This window comes from Mesorhizobium sp. M1143 (genome assembly GCF_040318435.1).
Taxonomy (GTDB): Bacteria; Pseudomonadota; Alphaproteobacteria; order Rhizobiales; family Rhizobiaceae; genus Mesorhizobium.
In genome coordinates this window covers 46,132-62,051 of sequence record NZ_JAMYMJ010000002.1, presented here as the reverse complement: position 1 = coordinate 62,051, position 15,920 = coordinate 46,132, and the positions used below count along the sequence as shown (strand labels likewise).

The window sequence follows — 15,920 nt, the reverse complement described above, 5'->3', positions numbered from 1 at the left end:
GGAAGGGAGCTACGCATGACGCGCCCAGCCATCTCCAAAAAGTCATCCTGGCCTCGCTGGGCCCGGCGCAGCCTCATGGAAAATATCGCCACGACGCTGATCGCCATTGGATTCCTGATGCTGTTCCAGCCCTTCGCGCTGGCGCTCTACACCTACTCCTTCATCACCATGCTCGCCGGCACGGTGATGTTCATCATCGTCTCGAAATTCCCGGAATAATCATGGCCGAAATCCGCGTCCAACATTTGAGAAAGGCCTTCGGCGATTTCGTCGCCGTGCAGGATTCCAGCTTCGTCGTCGAGGATGGCGAGTTCTTCGTGATGCTTGGGCCGTCAGGCTGCGGCAAGACCACGACGCTGCGCATGATCGCCGGGCTCGAACTGCCGACCGGCGGCCAGATCCTGCTCGGCGGCGAGGATGTCACCATGCGCCGGGCGCGGGAGCGGGACATCGCCTTCGTCTTCCAGCTGTTCGCGCTCTATCCGCATATGAACGTGCGCAAGAACATCGGCTTCCCGCTTCTCGCGCAAGGCATGCCCTCGGCCGAGATTCGAAGCCGTGTCGAGGAAACGGCGAAGCTCCTGCGCATCGACCATCTGCTCAACAAATCGGTCTCGGGCCTTGCCGGCGGTGACCGCCAGCGCGTGGCGCTCGGTCGCGCCATCGTGCGACGGCCAAAATGCTTCCTGATGGACGAGCCGCTCGGCACGCTCGACACCGAATTCCGCGATCTGATGGTGCATGAGCTGCGCGAGCTGCACAACCGCATCCACGCCACCACCGTCTATGTCACGCACGACCAGATGGAAGCGATGTCGATGGCCGACAAGATCGCCGTCATGAACCATGGCGTCATCGAACAGTTCGGCAGCCCGCGCGAAATCTACGACCGCCCGGCAACCATGTTCGTCGCCGACTTCATCGGCTCGCCGCCGATGAATTTCCTGGGCTTCGGTGGCGGGCTGGCGAAGGGGGCGAAGGAAATCGTCGTCCAGGGCGCCAAGGTGGCGGTGCCGGAAGTGCGCGAGGAAATTGCGCCCGCCGACATGGCGCTCGGCATCCGTCCCGAGCACATCCGTTTCGACGATGCGTCGAAACTGCGCGGCACCATCTACTGCACCGAATATCTCGGCACGACGCAGATCGTGGCGGTGGAGACGGCGGACGGCATCATCAAGGCGCGGGTGCCGGCCGAAATCCGGCTCGCTGCCGGCGATCATGTCGGGCTGACGTTGAACAGCGCGCGGCTGTCGCTGTTCGACAAGGGCTCGGGTCGGGCGGGGCGCACCGCGATCCACGATACCGCCTCTCAAGGGAGAGCGCAGCATGGCTGACGTGCACATCAAGGGCGTGACCAAAAGCTTCGGCGACCATGTCGCCGTCGATGGCCTCGACCTTAACATCGCCGATGGCGAATTCGTCGTGCTGCTCGGCCCGACCGGCGCCGGCAAGACGACGACGCTGAGATTGATCGCCGGACTGGAGCGGCCGGATGGCGGCACGATCCATATTGGCGGCCACGATGCGACGACGCTGTCGCCGGCCGAGCGCGACACCGCCTTCGTGTTCCAGCAATATTCGCTCTACCCGCATCTGTCGGTCTACGACAACCTCGCCTTCCCGCTGCGTTCGCCAGCGCGGAAAGTACCGGAGGACCAGATTCGCCGCCGCGTCGAAGAGGTGGCGAAGATGGTGCGCATCCACCACAAGCTGAACAACCGCTCGACCAAGCTTTCGGGTGGCGAAATGCAGCGCGTCGCCATTGGGCGCGCGCTGGTGCGCAAGCCGTCGATCTATCTGATGGACGAGCCGCTGTCGTCGCTCGACGCCAAATTGCGCGCCGATCTCAGGCTCGAACTCAAGCGCATCCAAGCCGAGCTCGGCGCCACCATGCTCTATGTCACGCACGACCAGATCGAGGCGATGACCATGGCGGACCGCATCGGCATCCTCAACAATGGCGTGCTGGTGCAGATCGGCACGCCGCGCACCATCTATTCCGAGCCGGCAAACCTTCATGTCGCCGCACGGCTCGGCCAGCCGGCGATCAATCTGCTGCCAGCGGGACTGCTGCCTGATGGTGGGGCGCCGACCGGAACCAAGACCATCGGCGCGCGCACCGAGCATCTGTCGATCGAGAAGACCGCAAACGGCCATGCCGACGGCGTCGTCGACTGGGTCGAACATCTCGGGGACCAGAACCATCTGCATGTTACGGTCGGCCCGAAGAAACTGGTGACGCTCACCGACCCCGATACGGATCTGGCCGAGGGCGACAAAGTGGTGATCCGCTACCGCTCGCCACTTTATTTCGGCGCCGACGGACAAAGACTGATGTGAGGCTTTCGGTGTCTCGCCAAGGGCACGGCACCGGCTTCTGATTGACGAATACAGGACGAATTCGATGAAGCACTTTTTCAACCGCAGGGAAACGATCGTCACCGAGGCGCTGGACGGGCTGTTGCGGACTATCGGTTCCGGCGATCTCGCGCGCCTCGACGGTTACCCCGAGATCAAGGTCGTGCTGCGCGCCGACTGGGACAAGGCGAAAGTTGCCGTCGTCTCCGGTGGCGGCGCCGGACACGAACCGTCCCATGCCGGCTTTGTCGGCAAGGGCATGCTGACGGCGGCGGTCTCGGGCGAGATCTTTGCCTCGCCCAGCGTCGAGGCGGTGCTGGCCGCCATTCGCGCGGTGACCGGCCCGGCTGGCTGCCTGCTGATCGTCAAGAACTACACCGGCGACCGCCTCAATTTCGGCCTAGCGGCCGAGAAGGCGCGCGCCGAGGGGTTTCGCGTCGAGATGGCGATCGTCGCCGACGACATTGCCTTGCCCGATATCAACCAGCCGCGCGGCGTCGCCGGCACCTTGTTCGTGCACAAGATATCAGGCCATTTGTCGGAGACGGGAAGCGGTCTGACAGCGATCGCGACAGCGGCTCGCGCGGCGGCGAAGGACATCATCTCGCTCGGCATGTCGCTGTCGTCCTGCTCGATCCCCGGCCAGCCACATGAAGAGCGGTTCGGCGAAAATGACGGCGAACTCGGCCTCGGCATCCATGGCGAGCCGGGCGTCGAGCGCATCGCCGTGCAGAGCGCCGACAGACTTGTGGCGATCATGGCGGAGCGGCTGGCCGCGCGGCTCGACCCGAACGCCAGCCACGCGTTGCTCATCAACAATCTCGGCTCGGTGCCGCCGCTCGAAATGTCGCTGGTCGCCAATGCCGTGCTGGCCTCGCCGCTGGCCAAGACCGTGAAGCTTGCGATCGGCCCCGGACCGCTGATGACGGCGCTCAACATGAACGGTTTTTCGCTGTCGCTGATCAAGCTCGACGCGGCGCGCGAGGCAGGCTTGCTGGCGCCTGTCGGCCCACATGCCTGGATGCCGGCCAAAACCGTCGTCGCGCCGGCTATCGTGCCTATGGCGAAAGCGGCTGGAAACAGCGCAGCCCAAAGGGCCAGCCAGGATTCCGGCACCAGGCGTTTGATCATCACGGTCTGCGAACGGCTGATCGCGCTCGAAGAGACACTGAACGGGCTCGACGCCAAGGCGGGCGATGGCGATACCGGTTCGACGGTTGCGACCGGCGCGCGCAGCGTGCTGGAACGGCTCGATGCGCTGCCGCTGGCCGACCCTGCCGCCACACTTGCGGCTATAGGCGATAGTCTGGGCGTCGCAATGGGCGGCTCCTCAGGCGTCTTGCTGTCGATCTTCTTCACGGCGGCGGCTCAGGCTTCGAACGGCGGAGCAACCCTGTCCAAGGCGCTGCTTGCCGGGCTTGACCGGATGACCTTCTATGGCGGCGCCAGGGTCGGCGACCGCACCATGGTCGATGCCTTGGAGCCGGGGCTGAAGGCGCTCGATGCCAAGGGGCTGGATGCCGCGGCTACAGCGGCACGGCACGGCGCCGAGGCGACCGCGGCCATGGAGAAGGCGAAGGCCGGGCGCTCCGCCTATGTCGGCACCAAATTGCAGGGCGTAGTCGACCCTGGCGCCCATGCCGTGGCCGAAGTGTTCGCGGCCGCCGCCGCGCTGCATGCAGCGGCCTGACGGCATGCTTCGATTGTCGAATGAAAACTCTTGCGATACTGCCGGCAGGATCGAAACCGGGAATCTGGACATGGCAGCGTTCGACCTTGCCAGGCTGATCACAGCCGCCGCGGACACGATCGCCGCTCACTCGGAAGAGTTGACCGCGCTCGACCAGGCGATCGGCGACGGTGACCATGGGCTGAACATGAAGCGCGGCTTCGAGGCTGTGCGCGCCGATGCCGGGGCGTTCGCTGCAAAGCCGCTGCCCGAGGCGCTGAAGGCGATCGGCACCAAGCTGGTGATGACGGTCGGCGGCGCGTCCGGGCCGCTGTTCGGCACATTGTTCCTGGCGCTGGGCAAGGAGATTTCAGGAGAGCCGGATCGCCCCAAGCTGACGGCTGCTTTCGGCAAGGCAATCGAGGCGGTGGCCGCCAGAGGCAAATCGCAGGTCGGCCAGAAGACGATGCTCGATGTGCTGTATCCGGTGCATGACGCGCTCGCGAATGGAAAGACAGGCTCGGAAATCGCTGATATTGCCGACGCGGCTGCCGAAGCGACCGTGCCGATGAAGGCAACACGCGGTCGCGCCTCATTCCTCGGCGACCGCTCAATCGGTCATATGGATGCCGGCGGACGCTCTGTGGCGCTGCTGGTGCGGACCGTCGCCGAAACCGTCGAGGGCCAAGCATGAGCAATGTCGGCATCGTCATCGTCTCGCATTCGCCGCTGGTTGCCGAAGGCACGGCCGACATGGTGCGGCAGATGGTGGGCGACGAAGTGCCGCTTGCATGGTGCGGCGGAAACGGCCATGGCGGGCTCGGCACCAGCGTCGAAGCGATCATGGGCGCCATCGACAAGGCGTGGTCGGAGGCGGGCGTCGCCATACTGGTCGATCTCGGCGGCGCCGAGACCAATTCGGAAATGGCGGTGGAAATGATCGGCGAGCCGCGGGCGCAGAAGATCGTCGTCTGCAACGCGCCGATAGTCGAAGGCGCGGTGATGGCTGCGACGGAGGCGTCCGGCGGGGCCTCGCTGAAGGAAGTGGTGGCGACGGCGCATGAATTGTCGCCGTCGTGAGCGAACGGGAATTTTGACCTGATGTCCGCATTTGCCGAGGCCACCGTCCTGATCACCCACGAGGTAGGTCTGCACGCGCGCCCTTCGGTGAAGTTCACCAAGCTTGCCAAGAGCTTTGCCGCCGAGGTGGAGATTGCGCTTGCCGCCAACGGCCCATGGTTCGACGCCAAGAGCATCGTCAAGGTGATGGCGGCCAGGGCGCCGAAAGGCACCATGCTGCACATCCGGGCCACAGGCGACGGCGCCGATGATGCCGTGAGAGCGCTGGCCGAGCTGGTGCGACGCGGTTTCGACGAGGATGCGGGCCATGCCCGATCCGCTTAGGCTGCAAGGCATTTCGGCCTCGGCCGGCTATGCCGAGGGGCCGTTGTTCAACCTCGACAACGGCACCGCGCACTACACGGGCAAGGCGAGCGCCGCGGACGAGAAGGCCGCATTGGAAGCAGCTATCGCCAGCGCGACGGACCGGCTCGCGACCCTGATCGAAACCGCCGATGACGAGGCCGCCGGCATTCTCGAATTCCAGCTCGCCATGCTTGGGGACGAGGCACTGACCGGCCCGGCTTTTGCCGCGATCGCGTCCGGCATGCCGGCTGACATGGCCTGGCGACAGGCGCTGGACGCCGAGATCTCCGGCTACGAAACGTCAGACCAGGACTATTTCCGGGCTCGCGCCGCCGATATCAGCGATATCCGCGACCGCGTGCTGCGCGCCCTTACCGAGGAGCAGGAGAGCGCTCCACCAGCGGGCGCCATTCTCTATGGCGAGGACATCGCGCCGACGCGCTTTCTCGAGACCGACTGGAGCACCGGCGGCGGCATCGCGCTGAGGGCCGGCAGCGCCGCCAGCCACGTCGCCATGCTGGCGCGCTCGCGCGGCGTGCCGATGGTTGTGGGGCTTGGCGCTTCGCCGGCTAATCCCGTCGGTCTGGCTCTGCTCGATGCGGAGCATGGCGGTATCGTGCTTTCGCCGACCACGACCGAGATCGAAGCGTTCCACCGGTCCTCGTCCTCGTTTGTGGCACATCGAGACAAGGCCGGAGTCTATCTCGCGAAACCGGCGGTAACCCGGGCCGGGACGACAGTGCGCGTGCAGGTCAACATCCCCGATCCGTCCGAGGTCGACGGCATCGACATTTCGACCTGCGACGGGGTCGGGCTGATGCGCACCGAATTCCTGTTCGGCAAGGCGCCGCCGGACGAGGAGACGCAATACCAGGCCTATCGCAAGGTGCTGGAATGGGCAGGCGACAAGCCGGTGACCATCCGTACCGTCGACGCCGGCGGCGACAAGCCGGTGCCGGGCTTCACCGTCGAGGAGAGCAACCCGTTCCTCGGGCTGCGTGGCATCAGGCTGTCGCTGGCAAGGCCGGAGGTGTTTCGCGTACAGATCCGGGCGCTGCTGCGCGCGGCGGTGCACGGCAATCTGAAGGTGATGTTTCCGATGATCGCCGTCGCGGAGGAATACCAACGCGCCGCCGCTCTGTTCGTGGAGGAGCAGGCCGGGCTTGCCGCGCGCGGCATCGCGCAAAAAATGCCGCCGCTCGGCATCATGGTCGAGGTGCCTTCGGTGGCGATCGCGCCGGAGGCGTTCGCCGATGTCGCCTTCTTCTCGATCGGTTCGAACGATCTGACCCAATATGTAATGGCGGCTGCCCGCGATAACGCAGCCGTGGCGCATCTTAATTCTGTCCGCCATCCCGCCGTGTTGCGGCTGATCGGCTCGGTTGCCGCTTTTGGCCTGCGCGCGAAAATCCCAGTCAGCCTGTGCGGCGATGCCGGCGGCGATCCGGCATCGATCCCGGCACTGCTCGAGGCCGGCCTGCGGGATCTCTCGGTGGCTCCCGCCCAACTCGCCATGGCCAAGGCGGCCATCTCGGATGCATCGGTCTAGGATGACTGAGATGGCCGACAAGACACCAGAAGCCGGCTCCGAAGAGGCGATCCGCGCCTACAAGACGATCCTGTCGCAGGTCATCGACCAGCGACCGTCGGGTATGCGACAACGCCTTGCCGACGCGCTTGGCAAGCACCGCAGCTTCGTCACCCAGATTTCCAGCGCGGCCTATTCGACCCCGATCCCGTCAAAACATCTGCCGGCTATTTTTTCGGTCTGCCATTTCAGTCCGGCCGAGCGCGATCAGTTTCTGGCTGCCTATCATCTGGCGCATCCCGGCAAGATGTCGGTTGCGGCAGGCATGCGCAAGACCCGGCATGTCTCGCTGATCGTGCCCGATTTCGGCGACGACAAGCAGAATGCAGCGCTCGACAAGGCGATCAATGAATTCATCCAGAAGATCACCAGCATCACCGGCAGGAGTGGCGGCTGATCGTGTTGTGTCGGGAGGACACATGAAGAAGTTTATGAATTCCGTCGACACGGTGCTGACCGAAAGCCTCAACGGCTTCGTTGCAGCTCATGCCGACATCCTGGTGCTGGGCGAGGAGCACAAATTCATTCGCCGCAAGGTGATGAAGCCGGGGAAGGTGGCGCTGATCTCGGGCGGCGGTTCCGGCCACGAGCCGTTGCATGCCGGCTTTGTCGGTCACGGCATGCTGGACGCCGCCTGCCCCGGCCAGGTCTTCACCTCGCCAACGCCGGACCAGATACTGGCGGCGGCCGCCGCCGTCGATACCGGCGCCGGCTGCCTGTTCATCGTCAAGAACTATGAAGGCGACGTGATGAATTTCGACATGGCCGGCGAAATGGCCGACGGCGTCCTGCAGGTGGTGATCAATGATGACGTCGCCGTCGAGAATTCGTCCTTTACGACCGGCCGGCGCGGCGTCGCCGGCACGCTGGTGGTGGAGAAGATCGTCGGCGCCGCCGCCGAGCAAGGCATGGCGCTGGCGGATCTCAAGGCGCTCGGCGGTCGCATCAACAGCGCGACGCGTTCGATGGGCGTGGCGCTGACCAGTTGCACGGTGCCGGCGGCCGGCAGGCCGACCTTCGAGATTGGTGATGGCGAGATGGAATTCGGCGTCGGCATTCATGGCGAGCCCGGCCGGCGTCGCGACACGTTGAAAAGCGCCGATGCGATCGCCGAAGAGATTTGCGCCGCGATCCTGGGCGATCTCGGCGACAGGGCGAAAGGCCCGGCACTGTTGTTCATCAACGGCTTTGGCGGCACGCCGCTGATGGAGCTCTATCTGATGTACAACAGCGCCCGAAACATCTTCGAAAAACAGGGCGTGACGGTGACCCGCTCGCTGGTCGGGTCCTACGTGACATCGCTCGACATGGCCGGCTGCTCGATCACGCTGACCATGCTGGATGACGAGGCAACGTCAATGTGGGACGCGCCGGTGCACACAGCCGAGCTGCGCTGGGGACTGTAACGGAGGGGCCTTGCCCATATCCCGAACAGGCGGCTTATGAACTTGCCTTAGCCTGCGGGACCGGACGGACCGTTACCCGCAGTCACGCCGACAGATTGCCCGCCTGCAGCGCGGTTTGCCTTGCGGCCGACCGCTCCGGCTTCATCCAAACCGAAGCCGTAGAAGTCTTATCGCGGTATCGGCAGCGACGGCCCGGCCACCACGCTGGACAACTTTCCTGCCTTGCGCAGCACGGGCGCTTCATACTTTTTCTTGGCCATTCCAAACACCCTTTTCAGTCCAGTGCAAAAGAATGGACCGAAACCGTGGAAAGTCAATTCATGAGCTGGTTCTGCCACCACACGCTGGCTTCACGCATGCTTTTCTGCAACATACGCTCCTCTGAGTTGGTTGTTTGACGCAATTCCGGACGGGAATTGCTGATGTGGGCGAACGCAATCCGGGTTTGATGCTGCCATCTCTTGCGCCTGCCGATGAAAAACTGCTGCTGACCTTCGCCGACCCGGAGGCGACGGTTGCCATTGGCCGTGACGTTGCTGCCGAAAGCTTGCTGGCACTGCTCGCCAATGCCGAGTTCCACGGCGTGCTGCCGATCATGCTGCGCAAGCTCAGCGAGATTGGCGACGCCCAACTGCCTGCGGACGCAGCCTTGCGGCAAAAGCTGTCGGAACTGCGTGATCGCTCGACGCTGGCGACCGGCCAATCGATGCTGCTGCAATATCATGGCGACCGCATCATGAAGGCATTGGCGGCGAAAAATGTTCCGGCCCGCATCGTCAAGGGTCCGGTCTTCGCACGCAAACTTTACCGCCACGCCGCTGACCGGCCGTTCACCGACATCGACATTCTGGTCGAGCCGGCCAGCATCATTGAAGCCAACACGGTGATTGCCGGATGCGGCTTCGAGCTCTGGAGCGGCGAGGCGCAGTCGCAGGATCTGCAGGAGTTCAAGTGGCTGGAGAAGGAGAATACCAGCCTGCTGATCGAACTGCACGGCAACCTGGTGCATGATTCCGGCATGCGGCGGCGGCTGTCGCTGGGCTTTCGCGAATTGCAGATCATCGACGGCGGCGAGGCCGACACGCCGGCCGCGCTGCTGACCATCGCCATTGTCCACGCCGCCGGCGGGCACAAGTTCCACCGGCTGCAGCTTTGCGTCGATGTGCTGCAGGGCGTGCGCGCGCTGCGGTCGCCCGCGGATGAAGACCGGCTTTTCGAGGCGGCGCGCATCAGCGGCATCGAGCTCGAACTGGCGACGGTTCTCAATGTGACGGGGCGGCTGTTTGATGCACCGCGCGCGATCGAACTGGCCGACCGCATCAAGCCCGGCCTCTCGATATTTTTGGCCAAATGGCTGATCACCGGCGATACGCTGCTCGGCGTCAATTCCAGGGACAAGATGCATTCGCGCCTGCGCCGCGACGCCTTCCGCTGGATCCAGCGCCTCGCCAGGCCAAAGCCGCATTCTGCCTGAAGTGTGCTTTAGTCCCGCGCCGCCAGCGCCGAGCGGATCAGCGGGGCCGCCTCGGCCGGGTTCGCGCCGACTTCCAGGGTAAATGTCGGGACGGCTTTGACCAGCGTTGCGATGGTTGCCATGCGGCGCTTCTGCGCCGGCAAAAGGCCGGTCATGCCGGTCCTGACATTGTCGGTGGCAAGCGCCACCATGGCGTCTGTCCTGGTCATGGGCACGAGCCGGGTTTGCGCGTCCGCCGAGCGGGCGAGATGAAACAGTGCCGCAACCGGTCTGCCGACAGTTTCCTCGATGCGGATGATCTCGGCGAGACGTTCCAGCGAGACGGCCTGCTCGCCATTGGCGTCCCATTTGTCGCCAAGGCAAGGCGCCACGAAGGGCAGCATTGCCGCGGTGTGGCGGTGGACCTTCACCTTGCGCGGCAAGCCCCAGGCCGTGATGCCGCCACCGGCCAAAACCTTGAGGATCATGGCGTCATCCGAGCACAGGCCGAAACCTTGCGACGCCAGCGCCAGCGACGTCGTCGACTTGCCGGTGCCGCTCGGCGCATGGATCAGCACGAGCGCCTCGCGGCCGGGCAATGTCAGGCCGGCGGTGTGCAGCATGTGCTGGTCGCCGGCATCAAGTGCTGCATCCAGCACCATCATCAGCACCGTCCATTTGACCTTGGCATCGGGATGGACTCGTATCTCGGCCCAGCCTCCATCGGCATTGATCGAGACGGTCTGCAGGCCGAGAAAGACCAGATGAACGGTGCCGCCACCGTCGATCAGCCGGCAATGGCCGTCCTCCGGCACCTCGCCGTCGAAAGCGAGTTTTCCGGCAGGCGATTCCGGTAACTCCCGCGTCTCGACGATGTCGACGCGGAAATCGGGCTCGACCGGCCCGCTCACGCGCAACGTGCCGAGCAAGAGGTCGAAGCTCGGCCAGAGATCGGCCCGCGAGGCCGATATGCTGATGACCTGGCCCTGGAGATCATAGCAGAAGGTGGTCGCCGGACCGGTCAAGCAGCGTGCGCCTTTCCGGCATCGGCGTGATGGCGATAGATCTGCACCATGCCGGGGAGGCTGTCCGAGACCACCGGGCGGCCATCGAGACAGACCCAGCAATGGGCAGACATACGCGGCGCCTGCATCGACTTCGGATCGACGCCGAAGCGCAGATCCGGATCGAAGCCGGCAAAGCGCAGGAAGCGGTGGGCGAGCAGGCCCTCGCGCAGGCATCTGCGGTCGCGCATCAGCCAGGGGTGCCGGACGGTCCGGTTGACGGCAGCGACGATGTAGGCTGACGACAGGCCGCGATAAGGGGTGTGTGCGCTGAGCGGCGCCCATTTCAGCACCGATTCGAAGCTGCGGCGGCCGATCAGGGTCGGCATCAGCCGCGCGCTTGCCCATAAATGGACACGAAACAAAGCGCGCAGGAGAACGCCGTCCACCATCAGGGAGCCGGGTCGGCGAGAATGCCTTCGCTCACCAGTTCGGCGGCCAGCGCCGCCATGTCCTGGTCGAGCGTGCCCTTGTCGACCTCGAACTCGTCAGACAACAGGACGACGATCTGGTCAAGGCTGCGGGCGCCGTCCACCTTGTCGAGAAAGGCTTCGGTGGTGCCGTTGCAGGTGTAAAGCTGGCCGCTGCGCGCCAAGAGCACGACGGCGCCATCGCCGACATGCTGGACCGAGGCGTCGTCCGCCAGCCGCAGAACCATTTCAGAACCGATTTGGGCCATGGAGCCCCTCCACCATTTTCCTGGAGAGCAGATAGCGCGGCGATGCGGGTCTGTCCATTGCGCGGACGAGAGGGAGAACAGGCCGGCCTGACCGTTCTGTGGCAATCCGGCAACGCCACCATCCTCACGACACAGGCAACCGAAGCTAATGGAGACATCCAATTTCAGATTGTGGTAACTTCCACATCATTCAGAGCCTGAGAACAGGGAAGCACCCCAGAAATAGTCGGTGATTGCAGCTGGGAATCACCGCCGCAAACGGTCAAGCCAGCTATCTCGCAGGGTCAAGGTCTTGCTTTTCTTACCTAAAGTAAGCTATGGAGTCGCGGGGTTTTGGGAGAGCATTGGGTATGCGTTACAACTGGGAGCGGGCTCCGACCGCGTTCGAACGTCATCGAAAAGCATTGGCAGCCGCCATATTGATCGCGGGTGGCGTCGGGCTGATGCTGGCGGCCTTGCCGCTTTAAGACTGATATCCGACACGAACGCCCTGCTTTCTCCGGGCGCATGAGCTTTTTCTGCCTGCCACAAGACGGGCCGCGGCTTAGCGTGCCTGGCCGGTTACGGCGATGAAGCGGCGGTCGCGTCCTTCGAAGCCCTGGCTGAAGCGCTGCACCAGCACCGCCACTACCGCCGGCCTGCCGGGCGGGGTGTATTCGTAGGATTCCGACAGGCTGTAGGAAGTCGGGCAGTTGCGCGAGCCCGGCACGGCCTTGTCCTCGTGCAGCACCTTGAACGGCTTGCCGTCCTGCCCCTGCAGCGACAGGCGGAAGCCGCGCGCCTTGCCCGTCTTGGCGCCTTGAAGTTTCTTTTCGCCCTGAAGTGTCTTGTCGCTCGGAAGAGCCTGGTCGCTTGGCTTGGCGTCATCAAAGCTTGCCGAGCAGTCCGTCTTGCTGTCGGCCAAAATCTCATCGAGCTGGATGGTCGAAATCTGTGTTTCGCCATAGAACGGCGACAGCCATTTCTGCGCGGCCTGCTCGAGGCGGGAAATGTCGTTGTACTCGACCGTGTCGTCCGGGAAGGTGAACCTGTCGGAGGCCGTGCGCGTGCCGCGCTCGGCGATGCCGTATTTGGCCAGGATTGGCGCGGCCTGCTTTGCGGCCTGCGCCCGTGCCTGCTCCACCGTCGTGGTCGCCTCTTCCGATTGATCGAGGACAAGGATCGGCTTGCCGCCGACGAACTCGTCTGTGCTTGTGTCGATGATGTCGATCTGCGACCAGCCGGAAACGGCAGCGTCGAGCTCGCCATATTGCTCGAAGGCGAAATATCTGCCGTCGGGGGAAAAGCCGATGATGCGCCTGGCGGCGGCATCGCCGGCCTGGGCGGAGGAAACGATCGTCCACAGCAGCGCTGCTCCAACGGCAGATCCAACCCCGTATCGTACCGTCATTGCGCGCCTGCCCCGATTTCAAACCCGGCCATGGTGCCTGCAATTTATGGCCAAGGCGAGATCGGCCAAGCCCCAAATTTCGGGAACGACATGGCATTTGGGGAAAGACGTGGCCGGGAAAACCCGCATAGGCTATTGCAAGATAGAGAGTTTTCCCGAGGAGGGATGAATGGCGTCACGCTACCACGAGGTCTATGACGGCTGGAAACGCGACCCGGAACAATTCTGGGCCGATGCGGCCGAGGCGATCGACTGGTATTCGCCGTGGACCAGCGTCTTCGATGCCAAGGCCGGCGTTTACGGGCGCTGGTTCAACGGGGCCACCTGCAACACCTGCTTCAACGCTCTCGATCGCCATGTCGCAGGCGGCCGCGCCGACCAGATCGCACTTATCTACGACAGCGCGATCACCGGCACGGTCAAGAAATTCACCTATGCCGAATTGAAGCGCGAAGTGGTAGCGCTGACTTCGGTGCTCAAGAACCGCGGCATTCGCAAAGGCGACCGCGTCATCATCTACATGCCGATGGTGGCCGAAGCGGCGGTCGCGATGCTTGCCTGTGCCCGCATCGGCGCGGTGCATTCGGTGGTGTTCGGCGGCTTTGCCTCGCACGAGCTCGCCACCCGCATCGACGACGCCAAGCCGAAGCTGGTCATCTCCGCGTCCTGCGGCCTGGAGCCTGGACGTGTCGTGGCCTACAAGCCGCTGCTCGACAAGGCGATCGAAATGTCCCGCCACAAGCCGGACGCCTGCCTGATCCTGCAGCGCGACCAGCTGCGCTGCGATCTGAGGGAGCATTACGATATCGATTTTGCCGACGCCGTTGCCCGCGAGCGCGCCGCGGGCGCCAACGTCGATTGCGTTCCGGTGCTCGCCACCGACCCGCTCTACATCATCTACACCTCCGGCACGACCGGCCAGCCTAAGGGCATCGTGCGCGACAATGGCGGCCACATGGTCGCGCTCAAATGGACGATGGAAAACGAGTTCGGCGTCAGACCGGGCGAAGTGTTCTGGGCGGCCTCCGATGTCGGCTGGGTGGTCGGCCATTCCTACATCGTTTACGGACCGCTGCTGCATGGTGCGACAAGCGTGCTGTTCGAGGGCAAGCCGATCGGCACACCCGACGCCGGCACCTATTGGCGGGTGATCGCAGAACACGGCGTGGTCGCGCTGTTCACCGCGCCGACAGCCTTCCGCGCCATCAAGGGGCAGGACCCCAAGGGCGAATTCGTGCCGAAATACGATCTGTCGAAATTCCGCACTCTGTTCCTGGCCGGCGAACGCGCAGACCCGGAAACCATCAAATGGGCGGAGCAGAAACTCAACGTGCCGGTGGTCGATCATTGGTGGCAGACCGAGACCGGCTCGCCGATGACCATCAACCCGGCAGGCCTCGGCCTGCTGCCGGTGAAATACGGCTCGCCCGGCGTGCCGATGCCGGGCTACGACATTCGCGTGCTCGACGATGCCGGCCATGAAGTGCCGCGCGGCACGCTTGGCAATGTGGTGGTGAAACTGCCGCTGCCGGCCGGCTGCCTGCCGACGCTGTGGAATGCCGACGAGCGTTTCCGGCAAGCCTATCTCGAGGAATTTCCCGGCTTCTACAAGACGGCCGATGCCGGCATGATCGACGAGGACGGCTACCTCTATGTCATGGCGCGCACAGACGACATTATCAATGTCGCCGGACACCGGCTGTCGACCGGGGCCATGGAGGAGGTGCTTTCAGCGCACCCCGATGTTGCCGAATGCGCCGTCATCGGCGTCGCCGATGTGATGAAGGGCCAAGTTCCGCTCGGCTTCGTCGTGCTCAATGCCGGTGTGTCGCGCGATACCGCTGCCATCGAAGGCGAAGTGGTGGGGCTGGTGCGCGAACGGATCGGCCCGGTCGCCGCCTTCAAGATGGTGGTGACGATCAAGCGCCTGCCCAAGACGCGCTCCGGCAAGATCCTGCGCGGCACCATGCAGAAGATCGCCGACAAGGAAGAATGGACGATGCCGGCGACCATCGACGATCCCGCCATTCTTGACGAGATCACCGCGGCGCTCAAAGCCCGCGGCATCGGGGTCTGACGGTCCCAGTGGCGTTGTTTCAGCGGTCCAGACCTCCCCGGCCGGCGCCGCGCGAGCGCCTGGAGATGGATATGGAGGACGCAATCGTCTACGCGGTCGGCGACGTGCATGGCTGCTACAAGGAATTGCTGTCGCTTGAGCAGAATGTTCAGCGCGACGCGCAGCAGTTCAGCGGCCGCAAGATCATCGTGATGCTTGGCGACTATATCGACCGCGGGCCGCAATCGGCGCGCGTGCTCGACCATCTGTTGGCGGCGCCGCCACAAGGCTTCCTGCGCGTCTGCCTGGCGGGAAACCACGAAGTGGCAATGCTGAACTATCTCGACGGATATCTGTCGCGGGACCGCTGGCTGGCGGTCGGCGGCCTCGAGACGCTGTTTTCCTATGGGGTCGATCCGGCGCGGCTTGCCAGCCTCTATGCCTCGAGCGACGAGGTCGACCGGCGCGTGAAGGAAGTCATTCCGGCCAGCCATATCGACTTTCTGCGCAGCCTGCCGGTGCTGCTCTGTTCGGATAAATTCGTTTTCGTCCATGCCGGTATCAGGCCGGGTATCGACCTGGTCGCACAGGATGAGCAGGATCTGCTCAACATCCGCGACGAGTTCTTCAACGCCGCCCATCTGCTCGACCGCTTTGTGGTGCATGGGCACACGCCGGTCGATATCCCCAGGCTTGACGGGCGAAGGCTCGGCATCGACACCGGCGCCTTTCAAAGCGGCCGGCTGACAGCGCTCAGGATCGTGGGTAAATTCGGCAAGCTGATCTTTTCCTGACCTGCCGTGCTTCTTCGTTTGAGCGTGATCCTTTCCGA

At 64.1% G+C, this 15,920-nt stretch carries 17 protein-coding genes; 13 read left to right on the top strand and 4 right to left on the bottom strand.

Going from position 1 to position 15,920, the window contains the following annotated elements:
• The first annotated feature begins 15 nt into the window (after positions 1–15).
• The 11 genes from NKH35_RS02080 to NKH35_RS02030 all read left to right on the top strand — a co-directional run bounded on the left by NKH35_RS02080 (position 16) and on the right by NKH35_RS02030 (position 9,920).
• Positions 16–219 (top strand): hypothetical protein, encoded by a 204-nt coding sequence (locus NKH35_RS02080; protein WP_023725847.1) that lies wholly within the window; start codon positions 16–18, stop codon positions 217–219.
• 2 nt (positions 220–221) lie between these two features.
• Positions 222–1,334: an ABC transporter ATP-binding protein gene (locus NKH35_RS02075; RefSeq protein WP_352913240.1), complete on the top strand. Its 1,113-nt coding sequence runs from the start codon at positions 222–224 to the stop codon at positions 1,332–1,334.
• Positions 1,327–2,340 carry an ABC transporter ATP-binding protein gene (locus NKH35_RS02070; RefSeq protein ID WP_023738110.1) on the top strand — a complete coding sequence of 338 codons (1,014 nt, stop codon included), beginning with the start codon at positions 1,327–1,329 and terminating at the stop codon, positions 2,338–2,340. Before NKH35_RS02075 ends, NKH35_RS02070 begins: the two co-directional genes overlap by 8 nt.
• Positions 2,341–2,404: 64 nt before the next feature.
• On the top strand, positions 2,405–4,048 hold the full coding sequence (locus NKH35_RS02065; RefSeq protein ID WP_023826498.1) for a dihydroxyacetone kinase subunit DhaK: 1,644 nt from the start codon (positions 2,405–2,407) through the stop codon (positions 4,046–4,048).
• Between the two features lie 70 nt (positions 4,049–4,118).
• Positions 4,119–4,721, top strand: coding sequence for a dihydroxyacetone kinase subunit DhaL (gene dhaL, locus NKH35_RS02060; protein WP_023732533.1), 603 nt, complete (start codon positions 4,119–4,121; stop codon positions 4,719–4,721).
• On the top strand, positions 4,718–5,107 hold the full coding sequence (gene dhaM / locus NKH35_RS02055; protein WP_023690004.1) for a dihydroxyacetone kinase phosphoryl donor subunit DhaM: 390 nt from the start codon (positions 4,718–4,720) through the stop codon (positions 5,105–5,107). Before dhaL ends, dhaM begins: the two co-directional genes overlap by 4 nt.
• A 21-nt stretch (positions 5,108–5,128) precedes the next feature.
• The gene (locus NKH35_RS02050; RefSeq protein WP_352913237.1) at positions 5,129–5,431 is read left to right on the top strand and encodes an HPr family phosphocarrier protein; all 303 of its coding nucleotides are present in this window, start codon (positions 5,129–5,131) and stop codon (positions 5,429–5,431) included.
• Complete coding sequence (ptsP, locus tag NKH35_RS02045) at positions 5,415–7,001, top strand: phosphoenolpyruvate--protein phosphotransferase (protein WP_352913235.1); 1,587 nt, start codon at positions 5,415–5,417, stop codon at positions 6,999–7,001. Before NKH35_RS02050 ends, ptsP begins: the two co-directional genes overlap by 17 nt.
• 10 nt (positions 7,002–7,011) lie before the next feature.
• Positions 7,012–7,437, top strand: a complete 426-nt coding sequence (locus tag NKH35_RS02040) for a hypothetical protein (RefSeq protein ID WP_023668784.1) — start codon at positions 7,012–7,014, stop codon at positions 7,435–7,437.
• A 22-nt stretch (positions 7,438–7,459) separates the two neighbouring features.
• Complete coding sequence (dhaK, locus tag NKH35_RS02035) at positions 7,460–8,446, top strand: dihydroxyacetone kinase subunit DhaK (protein ID WP_352913233.1); 987 nt, start codon at positions 7,460–7,462, stop codon at positions 8,444–8,446.
• 448 nt (positions 8,447–8,894) lie between these two features.
• Positions 8,895–9,920 (top strand): nucleotidyltransferase family protein, encoded by a 1,026-nt coding sequence (locus NKH35_RS02030; protein WP_023703566.1) that lies wholly within the window; start codon positions 8,895–8,897, stop codon positions 9,918–9,920.
• Positions 9,921–9,928: 8 nt separating this feature from the next.
• Here the strand turns inward: NKH35_RS02030 and NKH35_RS02025 are convergent, their stop codons facing one another.
• From NKH35_RS02025 to NKH35_RS02010, 4 genes are all read right to left on the bottom strand, one after another.
• Positions 9,929–10,924 carry a serine kinase gene (locus tag NKH35_RS02025; RefSeq protein WP_352913231.1) on the bottom strand — a complete coding sequence of 332 codons (996 nt, stop codon included), beginning with the start codon at positions 10,922–10,924 and terminating at the stop codon, positions 9,929–9,931.
• Complete coding sequence (locus NKH35_RS02020) at positions 10,921–11,355, bottom strand: lasso peptide biosynthesis B2 protein (protein WP_023707798.1); 435 nt, start codon at positions 11,353–11,355, stop codon at positions 10,921–10,923. Before NKH35_RS02020 ends, NKH35_RS02025 begins: the two co-directional genes overlap by 4 nt.
• Positions 11,355–11,642 (bottom strand): PqqD family protein, encoded by a 288-nt coding sequence (locus NKH35_RS02015; protein ID WP_023684213.1) that lies wholly within the window; start codon positions 11,640–11,642, stop codon positions 11,355–11,357. Before NKH35_RS02015 ends, NKH35_RS02020 begins: the two co-directional genes overlap by 1 nt.
• Positions 11,643–12,186: 544 nt before the next feature.
• Positions 12,187–13,032, bottom strand: a complete 846-nt coding sequence (locus NKH35_RS02010) for a DUF2259 domain-containing protein (RefSeq protein ID WP_352913229.1) — start codon at positions 13,030–13,032, stop codon at positions 12,187–12,189.
• A 169-nt stretch (positions 13,033–13,201) separates the two neighbouring features.
• Here NKH35_RS02010 and NKH35_RS02005 point away from each other — a divergent pair, with 169 nt between their 5' ends.
• Both NKH35_RS02005 and NKH35_RS02000 read left to right on the top strand, forming a co-directional pair.
• Positions 13,202–15,109 (top strand): propionyl-CoA synthetase, encoded by a 1,908-nt coding sequence (locus NKH35_RS02005; protein ID WP_023752394.1) that lies wholly within the window; start codon positions 13,202–13,204, stop codon positions 15,107–15,109.
• 71 nt (positions 15,110–15,180) lie between these two features.
• Positions 15,181–15,882: a metallophosphoesterase family protein gene (locus NKH35_RS02000; protein WP_245259932.1), complete on the top strand. Its 702-nt coding sequence runs from the start codon at positions 15,181–15,183 to the stop codon at positions 15,880–15,882.
• Positions 15,883–15,920: the final 38 nt, after the last annotated feature.